This is a genomic window from Mycobacterium sp. M23085 (assembly GCF_045343915.1).
Classification (GTDB): Bacteria; Actinomycetota; Actinomycetes; order Mycobacteriales; family Mycobacteriaceae; genus Mycobacterium.
On sequence record NZ_CP174280.1, the window covers coordinates 1,416,030 to 1,439,957 of the forward strand.

Annotated in this window: 27 protein-coding genes; 6 read left to right on the plus strand and 21 right to left on the minus strand. The window is 68.3% G+C overall.

Going from position 1 to position 23,928, the window contains the following annotated elements; genetic code table 11:
* Nucleotide 1: 1 nt before the first annotated feature.
* The 9 genes from ACIUM1_RS06225 to dxr all read right to left on the minus strand — a co-directional run bounded on the left by ACIUM1_RS06225 (nt 2) and on the right by dxr (nt 10,351).
* A complete protein-coding gene (locus ACIUM1_RS06225) occupies nt 2-553 on the minus strand; it encodes an alpha/beta hydrolase (RefSeq protein ID WP_406817556.1) in 552 nt (183 codons plus the stop codon).
* A gap of 130 nt (nt 554-683) precedes the next feature.
* A complete protein-coding gene (locus ACIUM1_RS06230; protein ID WP_406816365.1) occupies nt 684-2,183 on the minus strand; it encodes a cobyric acid synthase in 1,500 nt (499 codons plus the stop codon).
* Nucleotides 2,184-2,193: 10 nt separating this feature from the next.
* Nucleotides 2,194-3,051 carry a type I methionyl aminopeptidase gene (map, locus tag ACIUM1_RS06235; protein WP_406816366.1) on the minus strand — a complete coding sequence of 286 codons (858 nt, stop codon included), beginning with the start codon at nt 3,049-3,051 and terminating at the stop codon, nt 2,194-2,196.
* A 32-nt stretch (nt 3,052-3,083) separates the two neighbouring features.
* Nucleotides 3,084-3,668 (minus strand): DUF1707 domain-containing protein, encoded by a 585-nt coding sequence (locus ACIUM1_RS06240; protein WP_163710455.1) that lies wholly within the window; start codon nt 3,666-3,668, stop codon nt 3,084-3,086.
* Nucleotides 3,669-3,784: 116 nt separating this feature from the next.
* The gene (locus ACIUM1_RS06245) at nt 3,785-5,599 is read right to left on the minus strand and encodes a penicillin-binding transpeptidase domain-containing protein (RefSeq protein ID WP_406816367.1); all 1,815 of its coding nucleotides are present in this window, start codon (nt 5,597-5,599) and stop codon (nt 3,785-3,787) included.
* Nucleotides 5,600-5,793: 194 nt separating this feature from the next.
* Nucleotides 5,794-6,648: a GNAT family N-acetyltransferase gene (locus ACIUM1_RS06250; protein ID WP_406816368.1), complete on the minus strand. Its 855-nt coding sequence runs from the start codon at nt 6,646-6,648 to the stop codon at nt 5,794-5,796.
* Between the two features lie 48 nt (nt 6,649-6,696).
* Nucleotides 6,697-7,863, minus strand: coding sequence for a flavodoxin-dependent (E)-4-hydroxy-3-methylbut-2-enyl-diphosphate synthase (ispG, locus tag ACIUM1_RS06255; RefSeq protein ID WP_406816369.1), 1,167 nt, complete (start codon nt 7,861-7,863; stop codon nt 6,697-6,699).
* Between the two features lie 21 nt (nt 7,864-7,884).
* On the minus strand, nt 7,885-9,108 hold the full coding sequence (locus ACIUM1_RS06260) for a M50 family metallopeptidase (RefSeq protein ID WP_406816370.1): 1,224 nt from the start codon (nt 9,106-9,108) through the stop codon (nt 7,885-7,887).
* Nucleotides 9,109-9,127: 19 nt separating this feature from the next.
* The gene (gene dxr / locus ACIUM1_RS06265) at nt 9,128-10,351 is read right to left on the minus strand and encodes a 1-deoxy-D-xylulose-5-phosphate reductoisomerase (RefSeq protein ID WP_406816371.1); all 1,224 of its coding nucleotides are present in this window, start codon (nt 10,349-10,351) and stop codon (nt 9,128-9,130) included.
* Nucleotides 10,352-10,471: 120 nt separating this feature from the next.
* Here dxr and ACIUM1_RS06270 point away from each other — a divergent pair, with 120 nt between their 5' ends.
* Nucleotides 10,472-10,726 (plus strand): DUF2631 domain-containing protein, encoded by a 255-nt coding sequence (locus ACIUM1_RS06270; RefSeq protein WP_406816372.1) that lies wholly within the window; start codon nt 10,472-10,474, stop codon nt 10,724-10,726.
* 19 nt (nt 10,727-10,745) lie between these two features.
* Here ACIUM1_RS06270 and ACIUM1_RS06275 read toward each other — a convergent pair whose 3' ends face one another.
* The 6 genes from ACIUM1_RS06275 to pyrH form a co-directional block, all read right to left on the minus strand.
* Nucleotides 10,746-11,603: a cytochrome c biogenesis CcdA family protein gene (locus ACIUM1_RS06275; RefSeq protein ID WP_406816373.1), complete on the minus strand. Its 858-nt coding sequence runs from the start codon at nt 11,601-11,603 to the stop codon at nt 10,746-10,748.
* Between the two features lie 4 nt (nt 11,604-11,607).
* Nucleotides 11,608-12,114, minus strand: coding sequence for a protein disulfide oxidoreductase (locus tag ACIUM1_RS06280; protein ID WP_406816374.1), 507 nt, complete (start codon nt 12,112-12,114; stop codon nt 11,608-11,610).
* A 66-nt stretch (nt 12,115-12,180) separates the two neighbouring features.
* On the minus strand, nt 12,181-13,275 hold the full coding sequence (rlmN, locus tag ACIUM1_RS06285; RefSeq protein ID WP_406816375.1) for a 23S rRNA (adenine(2503)-C(2))-methyltransferase RlmN: 1,095 nt from the start codon (nt 13,273-13,275) through the stop codon (nt 12,181-12,183).
* A gap of 33 nt (nt 13,276-13,308) precedes the next feature.
* Nucleotides 13,309-14,238: a phosphatidate cytidylyltransferase gene (locus ACIUM1_RS06290; protein ID WP_406816376.1), complete on the minus strand. Its 930-nt coding sequence runs from the start codon at nt 14,236-14,238 to the stop codon at nt 13,309-13,311.
* Between the two features lie 32 nt (nt 14,239-14,270).
* Nucleotides 14,271-14,828, minus strand: coding sequence for a ribosome recycling factor (gene frr / locus ACIUM1_RS06295; protein WP_406816377.1), 558 nt, complete (start codon nt 14,826-14,828; stop codon nt 14,271-14,273).
* A gap of 65 nt (nt 14,829-14,893) precedes the next feature.
* Nucleotides 14,894-15,697, minus strand: coding sequence for a UMP kinase (gene pyrH, locus ACIUM1_RS06300; protein ID WP_406816378.1), 804 nt, complete (start codon nt 15,695-15,697; stop codon nt 14,894-14,896).
* Between the two features lie 342 nt (nt 15,698-16,039).
* Between pyrH and ACIUM1_RS06305 the strand changes: the two genes are divergently transcribed.
* On the plus strand, nt 16,040-16,279 hold the full coding sequence (locus ACIUM1_RS06305; protein WP_406816379.1) for a CsbD family protein: 240 nt from the start codon (nt 16,040-16,042) through the stop codon (nt 16,277-16,279).
* 193 nt (nt 16,280-16,472) lie between these two features.
* Nucleotides 16,473-17,234 (plus strand): winged helix-turn-helix domain-containing protein, encoded by a 762-nt coding sequence (locus tag ACIUM1_RS06310; RefSeq protein WP_406816380.1) that lies wholly within the window; start codon nt 16,473-16,475, stop codon nt 17,232-17,234.
* Between the two features lie 27 nt (nt 17,235-17,261).
* Here the strand turns inward: ACIUM1_RS06310 and ACIUM1_RS06315 are convergent, their stop codons facing one another.
* Nucleotides 17,262-18,200: a lysophospholipid acyltransferase family protein gene (locus tag ACIUM1_RS06315; protein ID WP_406816381.1), complete on the minus strand. Its 939-nt coding sequence runs from the start codon at nt 18,198-18,200 to the stop codon at nt 17,262-17,264.
* A gap of 93 nt (nt 18,201-18,293) precedes the next feature.
* On the minus strand, nt 18,294-18,842 hold the full coding sequence (locus tag ACIUM1_RS06320) for an MPT63 family protein (RefSeq protein ID WP_406816382.1): 549 nt from the start codon (nt 18,840-18,842) through the stop codon (nt 18,294-18,296).
* Nucleotides 18,843-19,137: 295 nt separating this feature from the next.
* Between ACIUM1_RS06320 and ACIUM1_RS06325 the strand changes: the two genes are divergently transcribed.
* Both ACIUM1_RS06325 and ACIUM1_RS06330 read left to right on the plus strand, forming a co-directional pair.
* Nucleotides 19,138-19,314 (plus strand): hypothetical protein, encoded by a 177-nt coding sequence (locus ACIUM1_RS06325; protein ID WP_406816383.1) that lies wholly within the window; start codon nt 19,138-19,140, stop codon nt 19,312-19,314.
* An 18-nt stretch (nt 19,315-19,332) separates the two neighbouring features.
* Nucleotides 19,333-20,172: an SDR family oxidoreductase gene (locus ACIUM1_RS06330; RefSeq protein ID WP_406816384.1), complete on the plus strand. Its 840-nt coding sequence runs from the start codon at nt 19,333-19,335 to the stop codon at nt 20,170-20,172.
* 37 nt (nt 20,173-20,209) lie between these two features.
* Here the strand turns inward: ACIUM1_RS06330 and ACIUM1_RS06335 are convergent, their stop codons facing one another.
* The gene (locus tag ACIUM1_RS06335) at nt 20,210-20,491 is read right to left on the minus strand and encodes a DUF2795 domain-containing protein (protein ID WP_406816385.1); all 282 of its coding nucleotides are present in this window, start codon (nt 20,489-20,491) and stop codon (nt 20,210-20,212) included.
* A gap of 161 nt (nt 20,492-20,652) precedes the next feature.
* Nucleotides 20,653-21,066, minus strand: coding sequence for a ChaB family protein (locus tag ACIUM1_RS06340; RefSeq protein ID WP_406816386.1), 414 nt, complete (start codon nt 21,064-21,066; stop codon nt 20,653-20,655).
* A 117-nt stretch (nt 21,067-21,183) separates the two neighbouring features.
* Between ACIUM1_RS06340 and ACIUM1_RS06345 the strand changes: the two genes are divergently transcribed.
* Complete coding sequence (locus ACIUM1_RS06345) at nt 21,184-21,603, plus strand: MarR family winged helix-turn-helix transcriptional regulator (protein WP_406817557.1); 420 nt, start codon at nt 21,184-21,186, stop codon at nt 21,601-21,603.
* A 9-nt stretch (nt 21,604-21,612) separates the two neighbouring features.
* Here ACIUM1_RS06345 and ACIUM1_RS06350 read toward each other — a convergent pair whose 3' ends face one another.
* A complete protein-coding gene (locus ACIUM1_RS06350; protein ID WP_406816387.1) occupies nt 21,613-23,019 on the minus strand; it encodes an amidase in 1,407 nt (468 codons plus the stop codon).
* Between the two features lie 92 nt (nt 23,020-23,111).
* Complete coding sequence (gene tsf, locus ACIUM1_RS06355; protein ID WP_406816388.1) at nt 23,112-23,927, minus strand: translation elongation factor Ts; 816 nt, start codon at nt 23,925-23,927, stop codon at nt 23,112-23,114.
* Nucleotide 23,928: the final 1 nt, after the last annotated feature.

The following is a 23,928-nucleotide window of genomic DNA, read 5'->3' on the forward strand; positions in this document are numbered from 1 at the left end:
GCTACCAGGTGCTGGCGCGCAAAATGATCTCGGCGGCCAACTGCGCCGTCGACTCCTGCACGGTGCGCCGCCCCAGCTGGACCACCCGGTATTCGGCGTAAACGTAACGCTGGCTGGCCTCGGCCACCGCCCGGGCGGCCGGCGAACTGACCAACACGGTGGTGCCGATCTCGACCGGCGGGCAGTGTCCGTCAGTGACCGCGCCCTCGTAATCGCCGGCCCGCGGGTGGCCGCGGTCGATCACCACCAGACCGACGAACCGGCCCAGCCGGGTTGCCGTCAGTTCCCAGGCGAGCTCGCCGCCGGCGCGGTCGCCCATGACCACCGCCCACCCGATGCCCAGCGCGTCGAGGATGCCGATCACCGACTTGGGGGTCAGGCGCGGATCGAAGCCGATCACCACCGTCCGCAGCGAGGCGGTGTGCAGCCGCTCGCAGACCGCGTCGTACGCCGCCGGGACGCGGTCCTCGTCGCCCAAGATGACGACGACGACGCCGTTTTCCGGGCCGCCCACAACCACCGGCACGGGGAACCCGTCCAGGGTGGTCATCATCGAGGACACCCCAGCACGCTACAACTAAACGGCATGCGTGCGCGACGATTCTTCGGCATCAATTGCGCGAAACCGGTTTTTTCAACCGGGTCGTCAACGGTCGCGTCCAGCTGCGGTGGCCGCGAATGTCCTACGGCCACAAGTGACTTGCGAGATGCGGTCGCCGTGGCGGTGGACCATCAAGCAGGCTGAGAACAGCCTCGATGTCGAGATGGGACGTCAGCATGTCGGCGGCCGCATCGAGTTGGGCATCGCGCCGCGCGGCGACGTTGACCTCGCCGACCACGAAGCCGACGCGACCCGCCGCGTCGGCGACCCGGCGCAGCCAGGCGCGGCGGAAGTCGTCGTTGTCGAGCAAGCCGTGCCAATGGGTCCCGAAGACCGCGCCGCGCACCACACCCTGGGAATCCGCATCGGAGTCGAACCAGCTCGCCTCGGTGCAGCGGACGACCCGGCCATGATGGATCTCGTAGCCGGTGAGCGGCTGCTGCCAGCGGCGCAAGGTCTTGTCGGGATCGAAGGCGATGTCGGCGTCGAGCAACCCCAGGCCGGGCACGCCGGCCGCGCCCGACTCGACCGGATCGTCTAGGCGACTGCACAGCATCTGAAATCCCCCGCAGATGCCCAACACCGGCTTGCCGGCTTCGGCATGCGCGGTGATCGCGTCGGCCAGGCCGCGGTCGCGCAGCCAACACAGGTCGGAGACGGTGGCTTTGCTGCCAGGGATGACGATCAGGTCGGTGTCGGTGACCTCGGCGGGGTCGGTCACCCAGCGCACCAGCACACCCGGTTCGCAGGCCAACGCCTCGACGTCGGTGGAGTTGGAGATCCGGGGCAGCCGGATGGCGGCCACCCGCAGCCACTGGTCACCGCGCGGCGGCGCGGGCGTGCCGACGACGCGGTGCGCGACCACCGAGAGCGAGTCCTCGGCGTCCAGCCACAGCTCGTCGGCGTAGGGCAGCACGCCGTAGGTGGGGCGACCGGTCATGTCCTGCAGCCGGCGCAGTCCGGGTTCGAGCAGCGCGGGGTCACCGCGGAATTTGTTGACGATGAACCCCGCGATCAGCGCCTGGTCGTCGGGTTCGAGCACCGCGACCGTCCCGAACAGATGCGCCAGCAGGCCGCCGCGGTCGATGTCCCCGACCAGTAGCACCGGCAAATCGGCGGCCCGGGCCAGGCCCATGTTGGCCAGATCGGTGGCGCGCAGGTTGATTTCGGCCGGCGAACCCGCCCCCTCGCAGATCACCGCATCGAATTCGTGACGCAGGCAGTCCAATTCGTCGAGGACGATGGAGGCCAACCGATCGCGATGCCGCACATAGCTTTTGGCACTGACCGATTCGGCGACCCGACCCTTGATCACCAGCTGCGAGGTGCGGTCACTGCCCGGCTTGAGCAGGATCGGGTTGAATCGCACGCTGGGCTCCAGCCCCGCCGCGCGCGCCTGGATGGCCTGGGCGCGGCCGATCTCGCCGCCTTCGACGGTCACCACGGAGTTGTTAGACATGTTCTGCGCCTTGAACGGCGCGACCCGGACGCCGCGACGGGCCAGCAACCGGCACAGGCCCGCCACCACCACCGATTTCCCGGCGTCGGAGCTGGTGCCCGCAACCAGCAGCGCTCCGGTCATCCGGCAAACGTCATGGCAAGGTGAGGATCTCTACGCCGGTGTCGGTGACCAGCAGGGTGTGCTCGAACTGCGCGGTCCACTTACGGTCCCGGGTGACCACCGTCCAGCCGTCGTCCCAGATCTCGTAGTCCAGGCCGCCCAGGTTGATCATCGGTTCGATGGTGAAGGTCATCCCCGGTTGCATGACGGTGGACACCGACGGCTGGTCGTAGTGCAGGACCACCAAGCCGTTGTGGAACGTGGTGCCGATACCGTGGCCGGTGAAATCACGAACGACGTTGTAGCCGAACCGATTCGCGTACGACTCGATCACTCGGCCCACGATCGACAGGGCACGTCCGGGCTTGACGGCGTTGATGGCGCGCATCGTCGCCTCCCGGGTGCGCTCCACCAGCAGCCGGTGCTCCTCGGAGACGTCGCCGGCCAGGAAAGTCGCGTTGGTATCGCCGTGCACCCCGTCGATGTAGGCCGTGACATCGATGTTGACGATGTCACCGTCTTGGATCACCGTCGAGTCGGGGATGCCGTGGCAGATCACCTCGTTGAGCGACGTGCAGCACGACTTCGGATAGCCCTTGTAGCCCAGCGTGGAGGGGTAGGCGCCGTGGTCGACCATGTACTCGTGGGCGATGCGGTCCAGCTCATCGGTGGTCACCCCGGGCGCGACGGCCTTGCCCGCCTCCACCAGCGCGCCGGCCGCGATCCGGCCGGCGACGCGCATCTTCTCGATCACCTCGGGTGTCTGGACCCACGGCTCGCTGCCCTCCTGGGCGGTGGACTTGCCGACGTATTCCGGGCGCGGGATACGGCCGGGCACCGGCAGAGTCGGGGACAACTCTCCGGGCGAAAGCGCGGTGCGAGCAGGCATGCGACCAGCTTAACCGGGGTCCAGCGCAGCGATCAGAGCCGCTGGCGGCGCAGCAGCGAGCGGCGCGGTCCCCGAATGATCACCGAGCCGCACACCACCCGCCCGGTCAGCACCACGTGCGGCCGGCCCTCACCGGGTGGGTCTTTGCGCCGGTCGCTGGCGCTGCCCACGTAGACCTCGACGTCATCGATCGACGCGCTGGCGCCGTCGGGCAATCGAATCTCCACCGAGCCGAATCTCATGTCGAGTTCGACGACCACCACCGGCCCCGCGAACCGGGCCTTGGTGAGGTCGAGCTCTACCGAGCCCAGCCTGCGGACCAGGGCCAGGCGGGTGGGCACCGTCCATTCACCGTGGCGCTTGAGCGAACCGGCCCAGCCTCGCAGCTCCACCCGGTCGGCCGCGGAGGTGACGATGGCGCCCGGCCCCGGCAGATCGCCCACCAGACCGTCCAGTTCGCCCCGGGTGCGCGCGTAGGACACCTGCGACGAGCGCTGCTCGAACTCGTCGATGTCGATCAGCCCGAGGGCGACGGCGTTGTGCAGTCGCCGCATCGTGCCGTTGCGGTCGGCGTCGGAGACCCGCAAGGCCACCATGTCGCCGCCGGTATCGGTCATGTTGGCAATTTACCGCTGATGCCGCCGTCGCGGACGGGCGCTGCGGGTCGCCGCCATTTGACTAGGGGCGATCGCAAGCGCGGCATAGCCGGGCGCTGCGGGTCGCCGCCATTTGACTAGGCCAGGAAGTTCGGCGGCAGCGCTTCGAACATGAATTTGGTCATCCGGACCGCCCACTCAGAACTGCCGCCTCCGACGATCAGCGAGGCGAAGGCCAGGTCGCCGCGGTAGCCGGCGAACCAGGAGTGCGATCCGCCCGGGAACTCGGCCTCACCGGTCTTGCCGTAGATCTCACCGCAGCCGGCGATCTCCTTGGCGGTCCCATTGGTCACCACCAGACGCATCATCGGGCGCAGCGCATCGATCATCTTCGGACTGATCGGCGTGGTGTCGCCCTGAACGGCCGTCTGCCGGCCCACGATCAGTTGCGGCACGGGTGTCTTGCCGGCGGCGACCGTGGCCGCCACCAGGGCCATGCCGAACGGGCTGGCCAGCACCTTGCCCTGGCCGAAGCCGTCCTCCGTGCGTTCGGCCAGGTCCACCGTCGGTGGCACCGATCCCGTCACGGTGGTGACGCCGTCCACCGTGTAGTCCAGGCCGATCCCGTATTGGGCGGCCGTCTGGGTCAGGCCGCGAGGCGGCATCCGGCTGCTCAACTCCGCGAACGTGGTGTTGCACGAGCTGGCGAACGCGCGAGACAGCGACACCACGCCGAGATCGAAGCCGCCGTAGTTGGGCACGGTGCGGTGCCCGATGTCGAGGTGGCCCGGGCAGCCGAGCATCGAGTTGGGCGTCGCCATGCCGCGGTCGACGGCCGCGCCGGCGGTGATCATCTTGAACGTCGACCCCGGCGGGAACAGGCCGTTGGTGGCGGGTAAACCGTCCGCGTCGGCGCCGCCGTTCTGCGCGATCGCAAGGATCTCCCCGGTCGATGGCTTGATCACGACGATCATCGCCTTGCCACCCTTGTTGTCGACCGCGCGCTGGGCGGCGTTCTGCACCACCCGGTCCAGCGTGATCGACACCGACGGCGCCGGCGACCCCTCGACCTCGTGCAGCACCTCGACCTCGACGCCGTTCTGGTTGACGCTCACCACCCGCCAGCCGGCCTCACCGTCGAGTTGGTCGACCACGGCCTTCTTCACCGCGGAGACGACCGCCGGCGCGAAATGCGGGTCGGTGGGCAGCATCTCGGGCTGGGGCGTGACCACGACGCCGGGTAGGTGCCCGATCAGCGGGGACACCTTGTCGTTGTCGTCGGGGTGCAGCGTCACCCCCAGGTCCACCGGATGCGGCGTCGAGCTGGCCTGCTCGGCGAGCAGCTGGGGGTCGTTGAGGGCCCCGTTGAAGGGGTGCAGCACGTCGACGATCGCATGCGCCGTGCCGGACAGGGCCGGCCCGGCCTGCGTGGCGTCCAGCGTGTAGTGGTACACGTAGCCCGGCACCAGCACGTCGCTGCCGCCGAGCTCGTTCACCGAGGCGCGGTGCGGCCGGTCGGCGCGCAGCGCGAACGTCTGGTGTTCGCCCAGCTTGGCGTGCAGCGCGGTGGTGGTCCATCGCACCGCCCAGTGCCCTTCGTCGCGCGCCATCCTGAGCTGGCCGTCGTAGGTCCAGGTCCGGTTTTTAGGCAGGTGCCAGGTGAAGCGGTAGCCGACGGTCCCGCTGTCCTCGGCGTACTTGGCGTTGAGGATCTGCGCGTCGAGGTGGGTGGCCTGCAGGCCGGACCAGGCGGCGTTGAGCGCTTCGCGCGCCTCGTTGGGGCTGTCGCTGAGCTGCGCGGCGGTCGCGGTGTCACCGACGGCCAGGGCGCGGAAGAACTTCTCCGCCGCCGGGCCGGGGCCGTCGGGCCGGGGCGTGCAGCCGGACAGGACGATGACCGCGACCAGCAGCAAGCTTGAGGCGGATGAGGCCAGTGTTGTTCTAGTTGCCATCGGTGCAAATGTTAAGAACTGCGGCCTGGACAGCAGCGCCGACACACCGAGACCCAACCGTTATGTCGCGCAGGAGCTCGCCGAGTGCCCGGCCAGCTGGGCGTTCGTCCCCGAGTGCCCGTCCAGCCGGGCGTTCGGGCGGCGGCAGGCGGCCGGCCGGTCGTTCGGACGGCAGGCGGCCGGCCGGTCGCCGCTCAGTCGAGCAGCACGGTCGCGAAGGTCCCGATCTCGGTGAACCCCACGCGGGCGTAGGCGGCGCGCGCCACGGTGTTGAAGTCGTTGACGTACAGGCTGGCGGTGCGCCCGGTGCCGACGATCACCGCGGCGACCGTCGCGGTGCCTGCGGTACCCAGGCCCAGCCCGCGCCACTCCGGGTGCACCCAGACCCCCTGGATCTGACCCACCCCTGGGGACTGCGAACCCACCTCGGCCTTGAACACGACCTGGCCGTGCTCGAACCGCGCCCAGGCGCGCCCGGCCGCGATCAGGCTCGCCACCCGCCGCCGGTAGCCGCGGCCGCCGTCGCCGAGCCTCGGGTCGACGCCGACTTCGCCGATGAACATGTCCACGGCGGCCACCAGGTAGGCGTCCAGCTCCTCGGGCCGGACCTGCCGCACACCGGGATCGAGATCACAGTCGGGGTGGTTGGACAACGCCAGCAGCGGCTGATGGTCGCGCACGTCACGGGCCGGGCCCCAGGCCGCCTCGAGCCGGTCCCACATCGGCATCACCAAGTCGGCCCTACCAACCAGCGACGAGCAGCGCCGCGTCCCGCGCATGGCCTCGTCGGCGAACGCGCTCAGGTCGGCCGGCGCGCCACGTAGCGGAATCAGGTTGGCGCCGGCGAAGCACAGCGATTCGTCGGCGCCGCGCAGCGTCCACAGTTCGCCGCCGATCGCATTGGGGTCGATGCCGTGGTCGGCCACCCTCGCCGCGACCATGCACGACGCGACGGGATCGTCGTCGAGCACCCGCCAGACCGCGGCCGCGTCGCGCACCACGGACACCCGTCGCTCACCGACAAGGCGGAACAGGGGCGGAGCCGACATGTGGCGAACTCTCTGTGCTGCGAACTCTTCGACCGACGCTGGCCTTTATCAGCTTACGGTGACAACAGGTGAACCGCTGGATGTTGCCGTCGGCCCGTCACCGCTGTTCATCTCGGAGGCGATCCGCATCGCCTCTTCGATCAACGTCTCGACGATTTGCGCTTCGGGCACCGTTTTGATGACCTCGCCGCGAACGAAGATCTGCCCCTTGCCATTTCCCGACGCGACGCCGAGGTCGGCCTCGCGGGCCTCCCCCGGGCCGTTGACGACGCAGCCCATCACGGCCACGCGCAGCGGCACGTCCAGACCGTCCAGCCCGGCGCTGACCGCGTTGGCCAGCGTGTAGACGTCGACCTGGGCACGACCGCACGACGGGCACGACACGATCTCGAGCCCGCGCGGCCGTAAATTCAGCGATTCGAGAATCTGAATGCCGACCTTGACTTCCTCCACCGGCGGCGCCGACAGCGACACCCGGATGGTGTCGCCGATGCCGCGGGACAGCAGCGCGCCGAACGCGACTGCGGACTTGATGGTGCCCTGGAAGGCCGGGCCGGCCTCGGTGACACCCAGGTGCAGCGGGTAATCGCATTGCTCGGCCAGCTGCGCGTAGGCGGCGACCATCACCACCGGGTCGTTGTGCTTGACGCTGATCTTGATGTTGCCGAAGCCGTGCTCTTCGAACAGCGAGGCCTCCCACAGCGCGGACTCGACCAGCGCCTCGGGCGTGGCCTTGCCGTACTTCTCCATGAACCGCTTGTCCAGCGAGCCGGCGTTGACGCCGATGCGGATCGGGATGCCGGCCGCGCCGGCGGCCTTGGCCACCTCACCCACCCGGCCGTCGAATTCCTTGATGTTGCCGGGGTTTACCCGCACCGCGGCGCACCCGGCGTCGATGGCGGCGAAAATGTACTTGGGCTGGAAGTGGATGTCGGCGATGACCGGGATCTGGCTGTGCCGGGCGATCTCGGCCAGCGCGTCGGCGTCCTCCTGGCGCGGGCAGGCCACTCGGACGATGTCGCAGCCGGCCGCGGTCAACTCGGCGATCTGCTGCAGCGTCGTGTTGACGTCATGCGTCTTGGTGGTGCACATCGACTGCACCGAAATCGGATAGTCGCTGCCCACCCCGACGTCGCGGACCATCAATTGGCGCGTGGTACGCCGGGGAGCAAGCGTGGGCGCCGGACTTTGCGGCATGCCCAGGCCAATGGTCACTGTTCGAATTCCTTCGGTTGGTTATTGGAAAAGCCTGATCGGGTTGACCAGATCGGCGGTCACGGTCAACAGCATGTAGCCGACCACGAACACCAGCACGACGTACGTCGCGGGCATGAGTTTGAGGTAGTTCACCGGCGCAGCCGCGACCATGCCACGGGCCGACCGGACCAGGTTGCGGATCTTCTCGAACACCGCGATGGCGATGTGGCCGCCGTCAAAGGGCAGCAGCGGCACCAGGTTGATCGCGCCCAGGATGAGGTTCAGCTGGGCCAGGAAGAACCAGAACGCCACCCACAACCCGTGGTCGACGGTGTCGCCGCCGATGATGCTGGCCCCGACGACGCTCATCGGGGTCTGCGGGTCGCGCTGCCCACCGCCGATGGCGTGCACCAGCGCACCGACCTTCGTCGGGATCGCGACGAGCGCCTTGCCCACCTCGCCGGTGAGGTCACCGGCGAAGGCGACGGTGGCCGGGATCGCCGTGAACACCCCGTAATGCGTGGGCGCAACCTTGACAGCGCCGACGCCGATGGCGCCGACCGTCGAGGGCTGCTGCGGGCCGCCCTGCCCGTTGGTCCCGGAGCCCAGGTAGCGCTGGGTGGTGGTGACGTCGACGTGGGTGGTGATCGTGGCGCCGTTGCGCTCGGCGACGATCGGGACGTTGCCGTGCACCTTGCGGATGGCGGCGGCCATCTCGTCGAAGGTCGACACCGGGGTGTCACCCACCTTGACGATGACGTCGCCGGGGCGGATCCCGGCGAGCGCCGCCGGACCGGGCCCGGTGCAGTCCGCGATCTTGCCGGGCGCGATTTCCGGTGCCACACAAGCGGTTTCGCCCACCACAGCGCGGGTCGGCGGGTGCAGGTCGGGCAGCCCCCAGATCAGCGCGATGCCGTAGAGCAGCACCAGGCAGATGACGAAGTTCGCGGCGGGGCCGGCGAACAGCACCGCCACCCGCTTCCAGACCTTCTGCTTGAACATGGCGCGGTCGGTCTCGTCGGGAGCCAACTCCTCCACCGAGGTCATGCCGGCGATGTCGCAGAAGCCGCCCAGCGGAACCGCTTTGAGGCCGTACTCGGTCTCACCGCGCCGGGTCGACCACAGCGTGGGGCCGAAGCCGACGAAGTAGCGCCGCACCTTCATGCCGGTCGCGCGGGCGACCCACATGTGTCCGCACTCGTGCAGGGCCACCGAGATCAGGATGGCCAGTGCGAACAGCACAATGCCGACAACGAACATCATCTGGGCTGCAGGACCTTTCTCACACCATTCCGGAGGCTTTTGCTGAGACCTTGGCGGGCTGGGCTTGCGCGACGGCACGCTGCGCCCGGTCACGTGCCCAGCGCTGCGCATCGAGTACCTCATCCACGTTAGCGGGTACTTCGCCGAATTTGGGCGCCCATTGGTCGGCGGCGTGCAGCACGTCGGCGATGGTTTTGACAATCGCGGGGAACCCGATCCGCCCCGCGAGGAAGGCCTCCGCCGCCTCCTCGTTGGCCGCGTTGTAGACCGCGGTCATGCAGCCTCCGGTCCGCCCGGCGTGCCGGGCCAGCTCGACCGCGGGGAAGACGTCATCGTCCAGCGGCTCGAATTCCCAGCTAGACGCCGTGCTGAAGTCGCAGCTAGCGGCCGCGCCGGGGACGCGCTGCGGCCAGCCCAGCGCCAGCGAGATCGGCAGCTTCATGTCCGGGGGGCTGGCCTGCGCGAGGGTCGAGCCGTCCACGAACGTGACCATCGAATGAACGATCGACTGCGGGTGCACGACCACCTCGATGCGGTCGTATGGGATGCCGAACAGCAGGTGCGTCTCGATGAGCTCCAGCCCCTTGTTGACCAGCGAGGCCGAGTTCAGCGTGTTCATCGGGCCCATTGACCACGTCGGGTGGGCGCCCGCCTGCTCCGGCGTGACGTCCTCGAGCTGGGCGGCCGTCCAGCCGCGGAACGGCCCGCCCGAGGCGGTCAGCACCAGCTTGGCGACCTCGTCGGGGGTGCCGCCGCGCAGGCACTGCGCCAGCGCGGAGTGTTCGGAGTCGACCGGCACGATCTGTCCCGGCTGGGCGGCCTTGAGCACCAGCGGGCCGCCGGCGATCAGCGATTCCTTGTTGGCCAGCGCCAGCCGGGCACCGGACTCCAGCGCGGCCAGCGTGGGCCGCAGGCCCAATGCCCCCACCAGCGCATTGAGCACGACGTCGGCCTCGGTCTCTTCGACCAACCGGGTAGCCGCTTCGGGCCCGGAAAAGGGAATGTCGCCGGCCCGTTGCGCCGCGCGTTCGTCGGCGACCGCGATGTTGGTCACACCGGTCTCGGCGCGCTGGCGCAGCAGCGTGTCCAGGTTGGCGCCGGCGGCGGCGAGCCCGACCACCTCGAAGCGGTCCGGGTTGGCGGCGATGACGTCCAGCGCCTGGGTGCCGATGGAACCGGTGCTGCCCAGCACCAGCACGCGCAGCCGGTCCCCCGTTTGCCCGTCCGTCGTCGGGTTGGTCACCCATTCATTGTGCCGCCCGGCACCGGCGGCGGCCATCTCCCGGGCCGTGCCCGCAGGCCCGGTGGGTGGTGTGCCAGAATTTGTGTTCGACAAGCCAATCCGATCCGAAGGGGATTCGCCGTGGCCAGTACCGAGGTGGAACACTTCAGCGGCGTCGACACCGCCGAAGTGCCGTCGGCAGCGTGGGGTTGGAGCAGGATCAACCACCGGACCTGGCACATCGTCGGCCTGATCGGTTTCGGTTTCCTGCTGGCGATGCTGCGCGGCAACCACGTCGGCCACATCGAGAACTGGTATTTGATCGGATTCGCGGCGCTGATCCTCGTCTTCCTGATCCGCGACCTGTGGGGCCGCCGCCGCGGCTGGATCCGGTAGCCGCCACCCCGGTGTGGCCCTAGCGCCGCGCCCGGCGACGCCAGGCGCCGCCGATCACCACGACCGCCAACGCGAGCACCGCGATCGCCCACGGCCATATCCCGTGCTGATGCACCCAGCCGGCCAGCGCGCCCTGCAGCCGCCCGGCCGCGGTGATCACCGCGTCCCGCGGATTGCCGTTCGCGCCGAACAGGCGCACCTCGTAGCCGCCGTAATAGGCCACGTACAGCCCGACCAGCACCAGTAGCGCGCCGCCGATCCGGTTGACGAACGGCAGCATCCGGCGCACCCGGTCCACCATCGCCGAGCTCGCCGTCGCGGCGGCAACGGCGAGCACACCGACCACCAGGGTCAGCCCCGCGCTGTAGGCGAGGTAGATCGCCGCGCCGGACATGATTGACCCCCCGCGCAGGCCGGCGGCGGTGACCGCCAGAAACGGCCCGACGGTGCACGACAGCGAGGCGATCGCGTAGCTGACGCCGTACCCGTACATCGAGCCCAGCCGTGCGGTCGGAGCCCAGCGCGGCCCCACCGGCCGCGGGGTCAGGGCCGACAGCGCCCGTCCCGACAGCAGCCACACCCCGAGCACGACCAGCACCACGCCGACGGTGACGGTGGCGTATGGCAGGTACCGCTGCACGGTGGTGGCCGCCGAGATCGTCAGCGCGCCGAACAGGCCGAACACTGTCAGGAAGCCCAGCGCCATCCCGAAGGTGGCCGCCAGCGCCCGCCCGGCGGCGGCGGCGCCGGACGTCGCGGCCGAACGCTGGCCGCGCACCACCAGCAGCAGGTAGGCGGGCAGCATGGCGAACCCACACGGGTTCAGTGCGGCCACCAGTCCGGCAGCGAAGGCCAGACCGACCAAACCCTGGTCCACCGAGTCAGGACCTCAGGGCGGACACCCGGTCGGAAAGCTCCTGCTGTGACATCGCAGAGGTCGGGTTGTTGACGAACGTCGAGCTGCCATCGGCGCGGTAGAACACGTAGGCGGGCTGCCACGGGACGTTGTAGCGGGCCCAGATCGATCCGTCGGCGTCGTTGAGGTTGGTGAAGTTGAGCCCGTATTTGGAAACGAAGTTCTGCTCCGAGACGACGTCCGAGTGTCCGGCGACGCCGACGAAGGTGACACCGGGGTGGGCGGCCGCCACCTGGCTGACGCCGGGGGCTTCGGCGTTGCAGAACGGGCAGAAGGGGGCCCAGAACCACAGCACCGCGGGCTTGCCCTGCAAATCGGCGCCGTTGAACGGCGCCCCGCGCAGCGTCGTCCCGGTGAATTGCAGCCGCTCGTCGGCGGCCAGCGCGCGTGGGGCACCGCCCAGCACGAAGATCAGTGCGGCGGCGCAAAGGGCCGCGACAAACAACCTGGGCGGAGAGAACAGGCGAATCATGGCGCACCCCCGTTTGCCGGCGTTATGCCCTGAAGACGTATCGGCCGACCCGGCGGTTCATCCCAGCTACCCGCCTTCGGCGGCCAGCTGTCCACAAGCGGCGCTGATCTCACGGCCGCGGGTATCGCGCACCGTGCAGGAAACCCCCTTGCCGCGGACCCGCCGGACGAACTCCCGCTCGACCGCCTTGGGGCTGGCGTCCCACTCACTTCCCGGGGTCGGGTTGAGCGGAATCAGGTTCACGTGCACCAGCGGGCCGAGCGCACGATGCAGCCGCTGCCCCAAAAGGTCTGCGCGCCAAGGCTGGTCGTTGACATCGCGGATCAACGCGTACTCCACCGACACCCGCCGTCCGGTGACGCCGGCGTAATAGCGTGCGGCGTCGAGCGCCTCGCTGATCTTCCACCGGTTGTTGACCGGTACCAGGGTGTCGCGCAGCTCGTCGTCGGGTGCGTGCAGCGATAGCGCCAGCGTCACCCCGAGCCGTTCGTCGGCGAGTTTGCGGATGGCCGGCGCCAAGCCCACCGTCGACACGGTCACCGAGCGGGCGGAGATGCCGAAACCCTGAGGCGGCGGGGCGATGATGCGCCGCACCGCGGCCACCACCCGCGCGTAGTTGGCCAGCGGCTCCCCCATCCCCATGAACACCACGTTGGACAGCCGGTCCCCGAAGTCGTCGCGCAGGGCCGCGGCGCCGGCGCGGACCTGCTCGAGGATCTCGGCCGTCGACAGGTTGCGGGTCAGCCCGCCCTGGCCCGTCGCACAGAACGGACAGGCCATGCCGCAGCCCGCCTGCGACGAGATGCACACGGTGTTGCGTTGCGGATAACGCATCAGCACCGACTCCACGGTGACCCCATCGAGGGCGCGCCACAACGTCTTTCGGGTCTGACCCGCATCGCAGGTCACCTCGGAGGCCGCGGTGAGCAGGATCGGGAACATCGTCTCGGCAATGGCGTCCCGCAGGCCCGCCGGAAGGTCGGTCATCTGCCGCGGGTCGGCGATCAGCCTGCCGTAGTACTGATGCGCCAGTTGCTTGGCGCGAAACCCGGGCAGGCCCAGCTCCGCGACGGCCAAGGCGCGGCCGTCCTCATCGAGGTCGGCCAGGTGCCGCGGCGGCTTGCCGCGCCGCGGCTCGGAGAACACCAATTGTTGAACCATGACCTGTCCAGTATCGGTCACGTCCAGGCATGCCTAGGGAACGAGTGTCAGCAGCGTCCAAGCCGCGACCGCCGACGGCAGGACGCCATCGAGCCGATCCATCAGACCACCGTGACCGGGCAGCAGCCGGCCCATGTCCTTGATGCCGAGATCGCGCTTAATCTGGGATTCCACCAGATCGCCGAGCGTGCAGGTCAGCACCAGGACGACACCCAGCAACGCGCCGATCCACCACGGTTTGTGAGCCAACAAGGTCGCCGTCAGGGTCGCCGCAGTGATCCCGAACACCAGAGAACCGGCGAATCCCTCCCAAGACTTCTTGGGACTGATCGCCGGGACCATCGGGTGCTTGCCGAACAGCGCCCCCACGGCATAGCCGCCGGTGTCGGAGGCGACGACGGTGATCATCAGGCAGAACACCCGTCCCGCCCCGTCGTTCGGGTAGACCAGCAACACGCCGAAGGACGCGAACAGCGGCACCCAGGCGGCCAGGAACACGGTGGCCGAGGCGTCCCGGAGATAGTTCGCCGACGGCGAGCCGGCGAACGGCTCGGGCCGTTTGCTGTTGTCCTGCATGAACAGCCGCCACACGTTGCAGACCACCACGGTGACGCCGAAGCCGGCCAGGGCGCCCGCGGCGTGGAACGGCCAGGTCAGCCAGACGGTGAGCTGGCCGCCGGCCAGCAGCGGGATGACGGGGATGACGTAACCGGCTTCCCGCAGCCGCCGCACCACCTCGTGGGTGGCCACCACGATGGCGAGGGCGACGATCGGGACCCAGAAGCGGGGCGCGAACACCAGCGTCACGATCAGAACGCCGCCGATCCCGGCCCCGACCGCGATGGCGGCGCGCAGGTCACGCCCGGCCCGGGACGTCTTCTTCGCCGGCTGCCCGATCCTTTCCTTGGCGGCACGTGCCGGGTTGTCGGACGGGTCGCCTGCGCCGGGTTCTGGGATAGCCACTGGCCTGGATGAACTTAGCTGCTGAGCGGTCGCTAGACCTCCAGCAGTTCGCCTTCTTTGTGCTTGACCAGCTCTTCGATCTGGGTGATGTACTGGTGGGTGGTCTTGTCCAGGTCCTTTTCGGCCCGGCCGACCTCGTCCTCGCCCGCCTCGCCGTCCTTGCGGATGCGGTGCAGTTCCTCCATCGCCTTGCGGCGGATGTTGCGCACCGAGACCTTGGCGTCCTCTCCCTTGCCCTTGGCCTGCTTGACCAGTTCGCGGCGCCGTTCCTCGGTGAGCTGCGGCACCGCCACCCGGATCAGAGTCCCGTCGTTGGTGGGGTTGACGCCGAGGTCGGAGTTGCGGATCGCCGTTTCGATCGGCCCCACCTGGCTGGCCTCGTAGGGCTTGATGACCACCAGGCGCGCCTCGGGCACGTTGATGCTGGCCAGTTGGGTGATGGGCGTCGCCGCGCCGTAGTAGTCGATCACGATCCGGGAAAACATGCCCGGGTTGGCGCGGCCGGTCCGGATGGTCGACAAGTCGTCGCGGGCGACCGCTACGGCCTTCTCCATCTTCTCTTCCGCGTCGAAGAGAGCCTCGTCAATCATGTGCGCCGCTCCTCCACATCGCTGCGCTGCGCATCCTCGCACGCGCAAGTCATCGCGTTTCCCCCTCAGGTGGTGACCAGAGTCCCGATTTTCTCACCAGCGACCGCTCGGGCGATATTGCCATTGGTCAGCAGGTTGAACACCAGGATCGGCATGCCATTGTCCATGCACAGGCTGAACGCGGTGGCATCGGCCACTCGTAGACCGCGGTCGATGACCTCCCGATGGCTGATCGCGGTGATCAATTCGGCATCGGGATGCTGCCGCGGATCCGCGTCGAAGACGCCGTCGACGGCCTTGGCCATCAAGACCACCTCGGCGCCGATCTCCAGGGCGCGCTGCGCGGCGGTGGTGTCGGTGGAGAAGTACGGCAAACCCATGCCGGCCCCGAAGATCACCACGCGCCCCTTTTCCAGGTGGCGTACGGCGCGCAACGGCAGGTAGGGCTCGGCGACCTGGCCCATCGTGATGGCCGTCTGGACCCGGGTCACGATGCCTTCCTTCTCCAGAAAGTCTTGCAGCGCAAGGCTGTTCATGACCGTGCCCAACATGCCCATGTAGTCCGAACGGGTGCGTTCCATGCCGCGCTGCTGAAGCTGCGCGCCCCGGAAGAAGTTGCCACCACCGATCACGACGGCGACCTGGACACCGTCGCGCACCACTTCGGCGATCTGTCGGGCCACCCGCGCCACGACATCGGGGTCCAGGCCGACCTGGCCGCCGCCGAACATCTCGCCGCCAAGCTTGAGCAGCACTCGCGAATACCTGGCCCGGCCCAGCGGCTGGCCGGCGACGCCGTTGCCGGTGGTTGTCGGCTCCGGCCTCGGAGCCGCCGAGCCGGCGACTTGGGGCTCCCTGGACTCCGTCATCAGACTCCTCGCATGAGAGTGCCATCCCGGACGATCTCCATCCGGAACGGCATTTCACATCCTGCCTCATCGCAGCACAATGCGGCGTCGGCGGGTGCATTATGCGCGTAGTTGGCGCACCAGACCAATTTTCGAGTCCATCGGTACCGGAATCGGTCTACTGCCGTCGGCAATCTCGGGGTCGCGTTTGAGCCACGGTTGGCTTGGGAACCCGCATCAACGCGGCAGAATTATGCGGTCTTGAGCAACGAGGGCCAGCCTCGCCGTATGACCGGGCGGATCGCTCGCGCTCACCGTTGAGCGTGGATCGCTGAAAGTACGTCAACGAGGAGGAACACTTCCATGGGCGAAGAAAACAAGTCGGGACCTGCCGAGGCCGTGAAGGGCGTCGTCGAGGACGTCAAGGGCAAGGCCAAGGAGGCCGTGGGCGCCGTGGCCGGCCGCGATGACCTCACTCGCGAAGGCCAGGCGCAGCAAGACAAGGCCGAAGCGCAGCGCGATGCGGCCAAGAAGGAAGCCGAAGCGGAAGCCGCGCGCGGCGGCGCCGAGGCGGCGGAGGAGCGCCAGAAGGCGAACCAGTAACAAGTGGTAAGCGAGGGGCCTGGTCCGGAAACGGGCTGGGCCCCTCGTTGTTCTCCAGGCAGAGTCGGCTGGTGGGCGGCGTGACGCTGCATAGTTTTGAGCCGGGCGGGTATCCAGGCGTAGCGCTGTAAGACATCTCCGCAGAGGTGCCTACGGACCGGGGGGGAAGCCGGGACGTCACTAGGGGTTGGAGATGTCGTTGGACGTGGTGGTACTCACCGATGAGGACGATTTCGAGGCGGCACTACCGGACCTGGCCGCATTCGCGCAGCCGATGCGCCGGGTCACCCTCACGGCAGACACCGACGGCCATTGCGCCACGGCCGACATCGCGATCATCGATGCCCGCAGCAATATGGCGGTGGCCCAGGCCGTCAGCCATCGGCTGACCACCGACAGCCCCGGCACCGCCGTGATCGCCCTGGTGGCACCGGCCGACTGCGCGGCCGTGGACGTCGACTGCAATTTCGACGAGGTGATGCTGCCCGGCACTGGCGCCGACGAGTTGTACGCCCGGCTGCGCCTGGCGGTCGGACGCCGGCGCAGTGCGGTCGACGGCACCCTGAGGTTCGGCGACCTGCAGCTGCGCCCGGACAGTTTCACCGCCTCGCTAAACGGCAACGACCTGGGCCTGACGCTGACCGAGTTCAAGTTGCTGAACTTCCTTGTGCAGCATGCGGGTCGGGCATTCACCCGGACACGGCTGATGCAGGAGGCCTGGGACCACGACTGCACCGACAAGGTGCGTACCGTCGACGTCCACATTCGGCGGTTACGCGCGAAGCTCGGCCCCCGGCACCAATTTCTGGTCGACACCGTCCGCGGTGTCGGCTACCGGGCCGCCACACCCCCACAGCCGGAATGGGTGGCGGCCGATTCGGCGCTGACGCCGATCTGGTCGTCGACCACCGCCCCCGGTGTGGATCGGCTGAACCCGAAAGCGTCAACGTCCTAACATTTTTGGCTCGGACACTTCCGGCGATCAGCCAAAGAACGGGAACGCCCGCTTGCGCGCCAGCGCATCCATTCCTTCCTGAATGGCGTCTTGCACCTCGTGATATTTGCGGTCTATGTATTGCTCGTCCTCCGCCCGCGCGGGATCGTTGTCGAGTTCCACCGGGGGCATGAACCGGGTCCTGATCTTGGCCGGCAGGGGAAGCTGCGGAAGCGCCGCCGGCGCGATCCCCCACGGCAACGAAACGGCCAGCGGAAACACCTTGAGCCGCAGAATGCGATCCAACCGCAAGGCTTTCGACAGCCGGTCGCCGCGGATCAGCACCGGCATCGCGTCGGCGCCGCCCACGGTGGCGATGGGCACGATCGGCACGCCGGCACGAATCGCCATCTTCACGAAGCCGGTCCGTCCCGCCAGGTTGGCCCGATCGCGTTCGGTCCACGGGCGCAGCGAGTCCACTTCCCCACCGGGCCACAGCGCCACGTCACGCCCTTCCGCCAGCGCGGTGGCGATCGCGTCCGGGGCGGCAGGCAGCACCCCCATCGACCGGAAGTACCGCCCGAACAAAGGAATTGCCATCAACGCATCGTGAGCGGTGCCGTGCAAGGGGCGATCCTGCCCGAAGCGCCGCCACCATTGCAGGCCGACGGTCCACGCATCCCAGACGAACGGAGCTCCGGAGTGGATCCCCACCAAGAGCGCCGGTGGCGAGTCCGGAATGTTCTCCCAGCCGTCGATCTCCATCCGAAACCAGTAGTCCACCAGCACATTCCACAAATATTTCTGTCGCTGCAGGGTGGTCTCGTCCTGGCCGGAGAGATCCCACCGCGCGGCGCGCTCGGCCACCCAGCCGCTCAGCCCACCGCCAAGGTTGCTGCGTCGTTCCTCCATTGCCTCGCGGGCTTCTTCGGCGTGCCGCTGCGCTTGGGCGCGCACCTGCGCCGGCCTGTGATCCGGGTTACTCATACGGTGTCGAATACCCGATTCGAGCGCCGACAATTCGCCCAGATGCAAATCTCCCCGCGCCACGGGCGGCGCGGGGAGACTTTGAGGACCGGTTTAGGTGTGCGGCGCCGGCGCGGGCGGGGCACCCGGTGCCGGGCTGTTCGGCGCGCCGGGCGCCGAGCCACCCTGCACGTTGGACGTCCACATCAGGATGTCCTGCATCCCGTCGTTGTAGACGACGCCGTTCGGCGGCGCGCCGGTCACGTCGAAGTACAGCGTGCCGGTCGACTCATTGCCGGGTGCGATCGGCGCCGGGCTGAGCCCGTTAGGAACCCCAACCTTGTCGATCACCCGGTAGTTCTGGCCGTTGGGCCCGCGGGCGATGAAGTCGTTGACCATAGGGGTTACCAGCCCACCGTCCGACCTCGCGGTGATGTCGGCCTGATACAGCGTGCCTTTCGGCGTGTAGCCGGGAATGGCGACGTTACTGGGCTGCAGGTTGCTCACGGTGTAATTGGTGATCAACGGCCCGTCTACCAGTTGCTCGCTGGTGCCGAAGCCCTGAATGTTGGGCGCAGCGGTAGCGGGCGTCGCGAAAATCGTTGCCACCGCTATCCCCCCGGCAGCGGCGGCTGTCGCAATGGCAGTCTTGGCGACCTTCATTGTTCATTCCTTTCCTGTCGAACAATTACCCCCCGAAGGGCAAACAAATATGTCCAGCAAATAGCCAGCCGATCGCTGATTTAAACATCTAAGTCCATAACGCCCGGTTAGCCGTGGAAATGGTGTTTCATTCTCGGACAGCATCTTTGTATCAATGGGTAACACCCGCACCAGCACTCACAGCCGGCGAAGCGATTAGGTCCCGTCCCGGGGGGTAGTCCGTGCGCTGAGGCCTTCTCCTGGCGAACGGCATGCCAGGTAGGCAAGCCAGACAGCCGGAAAAGGGGGCAGTCACGTGCAACGCGGAAACTCCAAGCATGGTGCACGCGAGGACGATGCACTCAAGGAAGAATTGGAAGGCACGATTCGCGGCAATCGATCCAGCCGGAGTGAGGAATGGCGCGACCCCGAGCCGCCGGCCGACGACGACCCGGACGTCCCGACGGCCGGTCCGGTACCGCGCGACTCGTGAAACCGTAGAGGAAATCGCATGGGCTTTGTGCCGCAACAACAATCCGTCCCCGGCGTACAGGCGCAGATGGACCCGATTCCCGACTGTGGGGAAAACAGTTACCAGGGCTCCGGAAAACTGCTGGGCAAAAAGGCGATCATCACCGGCGGCGATAGCGGCATCGGACGCGCGGTCGCGATTGCGTTCGCGCGGGAAGGCGCCGACGTACTGATCGCCTACCTCAACGAGGACGACGACGCGCGCGACGTCGCCCGTTACGTCACCAATGCCGGGCGCAACTGCGTACTGGTGCCCGGCGATCTCTCCGACCCGGCGCACTGTCGCGCCGTCGTCGACCGGGCGGTGCGCGAGTTGGGCGGCGTGGACATTCTGGTCAACAACGCCGCCTTTCAGATGATGCACGACAGCCTCGACGAGATCAGCGACGAGGAGTGGGAGTACACCTTCCGGCTCAACGTCGGTGCCTACTTCTACCTCGCGAAGGCGGCCGTGCCGCACATGAGCCCCGGTTCGTCGATTATCGGCAGCTCATCGGTGAATTCCGATACGCCCAATCCCAAGCTGGCGCCCTATGCGGCGACGAAGGCGGCGATCGCCAATTTCTCGGCCAGCTTGGCCCAACTGTTGGGCGACAAGGGGATTCGCGTCAACAGCGTGGCACCCGGACCGATATGGACACCGTTGATCCCGTCGACCATGCCGCCGGACAGCGTGGAGTCCTTCGGCGACAACGTGCCGCTGGGGCGCGCCGGCCAACCCGCCGAACTCGCTCCGGTCTACGTGCTGTTGGCCTCCGATGACGCGAGTTACATCTCCGGGGCCAGGGTGGCGGTCACCGGCGGACGGCCGATCCTCTAGCGGACGTCGTCACCCGCAGCGGGTTTCGCTGCCGCGCTCACGAGCCCCGGTTCTCACCCAACTCGTCGACGATCGGGCTCTGAGTCGGGATGTCCTTGGCGCTTTCGGCGCGGCCGGGCTGGGTGTGGGTGCGACGCGCCGCGGCCTTGTCCCGGTCCGACACATCGTGTTCGTCGGCGATGGTGACCGACGCGGCAACCTGAGCGAGGTTGGCGTAGGTTTCCGGCGGGACCGCGCGCAGGGCACGCATGGTCTCACCGTCGCAGCCGTTGCGCTCGGCCGCGCTGAGCAACTCATCCTTGTTCGCCGGGAAGTCCACATCGTTGAGGCACTGACGAAGTTGACCGGGGGTAGTAGACGCAACCATGGGGGGCGGGGTGCCCGGTAACCCGGAACCTAAACGCCCTCCCGCGAAAATGCGCGACGGGACGGTGAGCCGAAAGCGCCGCGGTCAACCGAGGTTTCGGCGCTAGGCCGCCCTCAGCGGCCGCGGACCCGGCGGTTGTGTTTCTTGATCGCGTCGACCAACTGCGACTTGTTCATGGTGGACCGGCCGGCGATATCGAGGCGGCGGGCCAGTTCGAGCAGATGTTTTTTGCTGGCGTTCGCGTCGACGCCCTCGGCCGATTGGCCGGTTGGCCGCGGACCGCCGCTCTCGGCCCGCTCATCGGACGGACCCTTTTCGTCCTTGGGCTCCCAGTGGTCGCCGACCTTTTCGAAACTGTGCTTGACGGCGGCGTAGGCCACCCGGTGGGCGCGCTCCTCGCTGCCGTACTCCTCGGCGGCCGCGTCATGGGTCTTGGCGAACGTGCGTTGGGCCTTGGCGTTGGAACGCCGCAACGTGCTGGGCAATTCGCTCTTTTTGGCCGCGCCGCCTTTCGTCGTCTTCGGCATCGAACCTCCTTGTGTTCCGCGCTGCGGGTAACCGCTCGGTTACCCGTTCGCCCCGCGGACAATCACGGTCTGAGCAATGTGCGCATCGGAGCGGCCGAATATGTCAATATCGTTGACATGATTCAGGCCGACGATGCCCCGCTGGGTTACCTGCTCTATCGGGTGGGGGCGGCGCTGCGACCGGAAGTTGCCGCCGCGCTGGGTCCGCTGGGGCTGACCCTGCCCGAATTCGTTTGCCTGCGCATACTTTCGCTGTTCCCCGGCATGTCGAGCGCCGAACTGTCCCGCCACACCAACGTCACTCCGCAGGCGATGAACACGGTGCTGCGCAAGCTCGAAGAAGTCGGGGCGGTGGCGCGCCCGTCGTCGGTGTCCTCGGGGCGCGCGCTGCCGGCCAACCTGACCGGCACGGGCCGCGCGCTGCTCAAACGCGCCGAAGGCGCGGTCCGCGGCGCCGACGCCCGCATCCTGGCCAAGCTCACCGAGACTCAGCAGCGCGAATTCAAAAGGATGCTCGAGAAACTCGGCTCCGACTAGCGCTTGTGCTCAGATGGTGGTGTCGATGCGCGCCCACGGCCGCGCCTCTTCGAGCTCATAGGCCAGTTCCAGCAGCAGCGCCTCCTGCCCCATGTCGGCCGACAGCATCATGCCCACTGGCATGCCGTTCGCGGACTGGGCCAGCGGCAGCGAGATCGCGGGTTCGCCGGTGACGTTGTGCAGTGGGGTGAACGAGACCCAGTCGATCAGCCGGCTGATCACCTGCCGGTAGTCGGTCGGCGCCAGGAACCCGATGCGGGGCGTCTCGTCGGCGAGGGTCGGCGTGAGCACCGCGTCGTAGGTACGGAAGAACCGCGCGGTGCGTCTGCGGGCCCGGCGCAGGCGCACGATCGCCGTCGGGAGGCGGTGCAGGTTGCGGCTGGTGTGCCGCAGAAGCCCCAGCGTCAGGCTGTCCAGCTTGCTGCGGTCGAACGTCTCGCCGAACATGTGCCGCCCGCCGCGGACCTGGGCCAGCGCCAGAAATCCCCAATACATCACGAAGTCGTCGACGAAACTGGCCGCGACCGGGGGTTCGTCGACGTGTTCGACGCGGTGCCCCAGCTCCTCGAGTAGGCCTGCGGACTTCAGCGTCAGCTCCCGCATCTGGGGACTGCACTCGCGCTGCACCGAGCGGGTCAGCACCGCGATGCGCAACCGCTGCCGTCCGGGCGCGGTGATGTCGCCGACCGGCGCCAGCTTGGGGTTGCGCCAGATCCGCTCGGCTTCCCGGTAGAAGGCCGCGGTGTCGCGCACCGATCGGCTCACCACCCCGTTGACGACCACACCGACCGGCATCCGGCGCAGCGTCGCGTCCAGCGGCAGCCGCCCACGCGAGGGTTTGAGTCCGACCAACCCGTTGCAAGCGGCCGGAATCCGGATCGATCCGCCGCCGTCGTTGGCGTGCGCCATCGGCACCACACCGGCGGCGACGAACGCACCCGAACCCGACGACGACGCGCCGGCGGTGTAGTCGGTGTCCCACGGGTTGCGGACCGGGCCCAGCCGCGGGTGTTCGGCCGACGCGCTGAAGCCGAATTCCGACAACTGCGTCTTGCCCACCGAGGTCAGGCCGGTGCCCAGGAACAGGCGGGTGAACACGCTGTCCGCGGCGGCGTTCCAGCTGGTCCACGCATCGGTGCCGTGCATGCTGGGCTGCCCGGCGACGTCGACGTTGTCCTTGATGAACGTCGGGACGCCACCGAAGTAACCGCTGGGCGGCTCCGCCGCGGTCGCCCGCGCTTGCTCGAACGCCGCGTACGCGAGCCCGTTCAGCAGCGGGTCGACGGCCTCGGTGCGGGCGATCGCGGCCTCGATCACTTCGGCCCTGCCGACCCGGCCGGATTTCAGGGCTTCGGCCAGGCCGACCGCGTCCAGATCTCCGAGGGCATCGTCGCCGAACGCGTGCACGTGTCGCATGGCACTGACGCTAACTCGCGCACCCGTGCCACCGGGAGATTTCCCGGCTTGTCGCGACACGGACGGCGACCGGAACCGGTATCAGGCCTGGGTCAGGCCTGACCCACCTCGAAGCGCACGAACCGCGTCACCGTGACACCGGCGTCGTCGAGCAGCGCCTTGACCGTCTTCTTGCTGTCGGACACCGACGGCTGCTCGAGCAGCACCGCGTCCTTGAAGAAGCCGTTCAGCCGGCCCTCGACGATCTTGGGCAGGGCCTGTTCGGGCTTGCCCTCCGCCTTGGCGGTTTCCTCGGCGATGCGGCGCTCGCTGGCCACCACGTCCTCGGGCACGTCGTCGCGGGACAGGTAGCGGGCCTTGAGCGCGGCGATCTGCAGCGCGACGGCGTGCGCCGCCTCGGTGTCCGAGCCTTGATATTCGACCAGCACACCGACCGCGGGGGGCAGATCGGCTGCCCGGCGGTGCAGATAGGTCTCGACGGTGCCGTCGAAGTTCGCGACGCGGCGCAGCTCCAACTTCTCGCCGATCTTGGCCGACAGCTCCGCGATGGCCTGCTCGACGGTCTTGCCACCGACGGTGGCGGTCTTGAGTTCGTCGACGTCCTTGGCCTTCGAGGCCACGGCCGCGGCCACGATCTGGTCGGCCAGCGCCTGGAACTCCGCGTTCTTGGCGACGAAGTCGGTCTCGCTGTTGAGCTCGATCAGCGCGCCGCCCTGGGCCGCGACCAGACCTTCGGCCGTCGCACGCTCGGCACGCTTGCCGACATCTTTGGCGCCCTTGATGCGGAGCGCCTCGACGGCCTTGTCGAAGTCGCCGTCGTTTTCGGCCAGCGCGTTCTTGCAGTCGAGCATGCCGGCACCGGTGAGCTCCCGAAGCCGCTTGACATCGGCAGCGGTGAAGTTCGCCATT

What these genes read in the sequence shown, in the direction of transcription:
- ACIUM1_RS06225 (WP_406817556.1), bottom strand. Translation starts at nt 553, where the DNA reads ATGATGACCACCCTGGACGGGTTCCCCGTGCCGGTGGTTGTGGGCGGC.
- ACIUM1_RS06230 (WP_406816365.1), bottom strand. Translation starts at nt 2,183, where the DNA reads ATGACCGGAGCGCTGCTGGTTGCGGGCACCAGCTCCGACGCCGGGAAA.
- map (WP_406816366.1), bottom strand. Translation starts at nt 3,051, where the DNA reads ATGCCTGCTCGCACCGCGCTTTCGCCCGGAGAGTTGTCCCCGACTCTG.
- ACIUM1_RS06240 (WP_163710455.1), bottom strand. Translation starts at nt 3,668, where the DNA reads ATGACCGATACCGGCGGCGACATGGTGGCCTTGCGGGTCTCCGACGCC.
- ACIUM1_RS06245 (WP_406816367.1), bottom strand. Translation starts at nt 5,599, where the DNA reads ATGGCAACTAGAACAACACTGGCCTCATCCGCCTCAAGCTTGCTGCTG.
- ACIUM1_RS06250 (WP_406816368.1), bottom strand. Translation starts at nt 6,648, where the DNA reads ATGTCGGCTCCGCCCCTGTTCCGCCTTGTCGGTGAGCGACGGGTGTCC.
- ACIUM1_RS06260 (WP_406816370.1), bottom strand. Translation starts at nt 9,108, where the DNA reads ATGATGTTCGTTGTCGGCATTGTGCTGTTCGCACTGGCCATCCTGATC.
- ACIUM1_RS06280 (WP_406816374.1), bottom strand. Translation starts at nt 12,114, where the DNA reads ATGATTCGCCTGTTCTCTCCGCCCAGGTTGTTTGTCGCGGCCCTTTGC.
- rlmN (WP_406816375.1), bottom strand. Translation starts at nt 13,275, where the DNA reads ATGGTTCAACAATTGGTGTTCTCCGAGCCGCGGCGCGGCAAGCCGCCG.
- frr (WP_406816377.1), bottom strand. Translation starts at nt 14,828, where the DNA reads ATGATTGACGAGGCTCTCTTCGACGCGGAAGAGAAGATGGAGAAGGCC.
- pyrH (WP_406816378.1), bottom strand. Translation starts at nt 15,697, where the DNA reads ATGACGGAGTCCAGGGAGCCCCAAGTCGCCGGCTCGGCGGCTCCGAGG.
- ACIUM1_RS06305 (WP_406816379.1), top strand. Translation starts at nt 16,040, where the DNA reads ATGGGCGAAGAAAACAAGTCGGGACCTGCCGAGGCCGTGAAGGGCGTC.
- ACIUM1_RS06310 (WP_406816380.1), top strand. Translation starts at nt 16,473, where the DNA reads ATGTCGTTGGACGTGGTGGTACTCACCGATGAGGACGATTTCGAGGCG.
- ACIUM1_RS06315 (WP_406816381.1), bottom strand. Translation starts at nt 18,200, where the DNA reads ATGAGTAACCCGGATCACAGGCCGGCGCAGGTGCGCGCCCAAGCGCAG.
- ACIUM1_RS06320 (WP_406816382.1), bottom strand. Translation starts at nt 18,842, where the DNA reads ATGAAGGTCGCCAAGACTGCCATTGCGACAGCCGCCGCTGCCGGGGGG.
- ACIUM1_RS06330 (WP_406816384.1), top strand. Translation starts at nt 19,333, where the DNA reads ATGGGCTTTGTGCCGCAACAACAATCCGTCCCCGGCGTACAGGCGCAG.
- ACIUM1_RS06340 (WP_406816386.1), bottom strand. Translation starts at nt 21,066, where the DNA reads ATGCCGAAGACGACGAAAGGCGGCGCGGCCAAAAAGAGCGAATTGCCC.
- ACIUM1_RS06345 (WP_406817557.1), top strand. Translation starts at nt 21,184, where the DNA reads ATGATTCAGGCCGACGATGCCCCGCTGGGTTACCTGCTCTATCGGGTG.
- ACIUM1_RS06350 (WP_406816387.1), bottom strand. Translation starts at nt 23,019, where the DNA reads ATGCGACACGTGCACGCGTTCGGCGACGATGCCCTCGGAGATCTGGAC.
- tsf (WP_406816388.1), bottom strand. Translation starts at nt 23,927, where the DNA reads ATGGCGAACTTCACCGCTGCCGATGTCAAGCGGCTTCGGGAGCTCACC.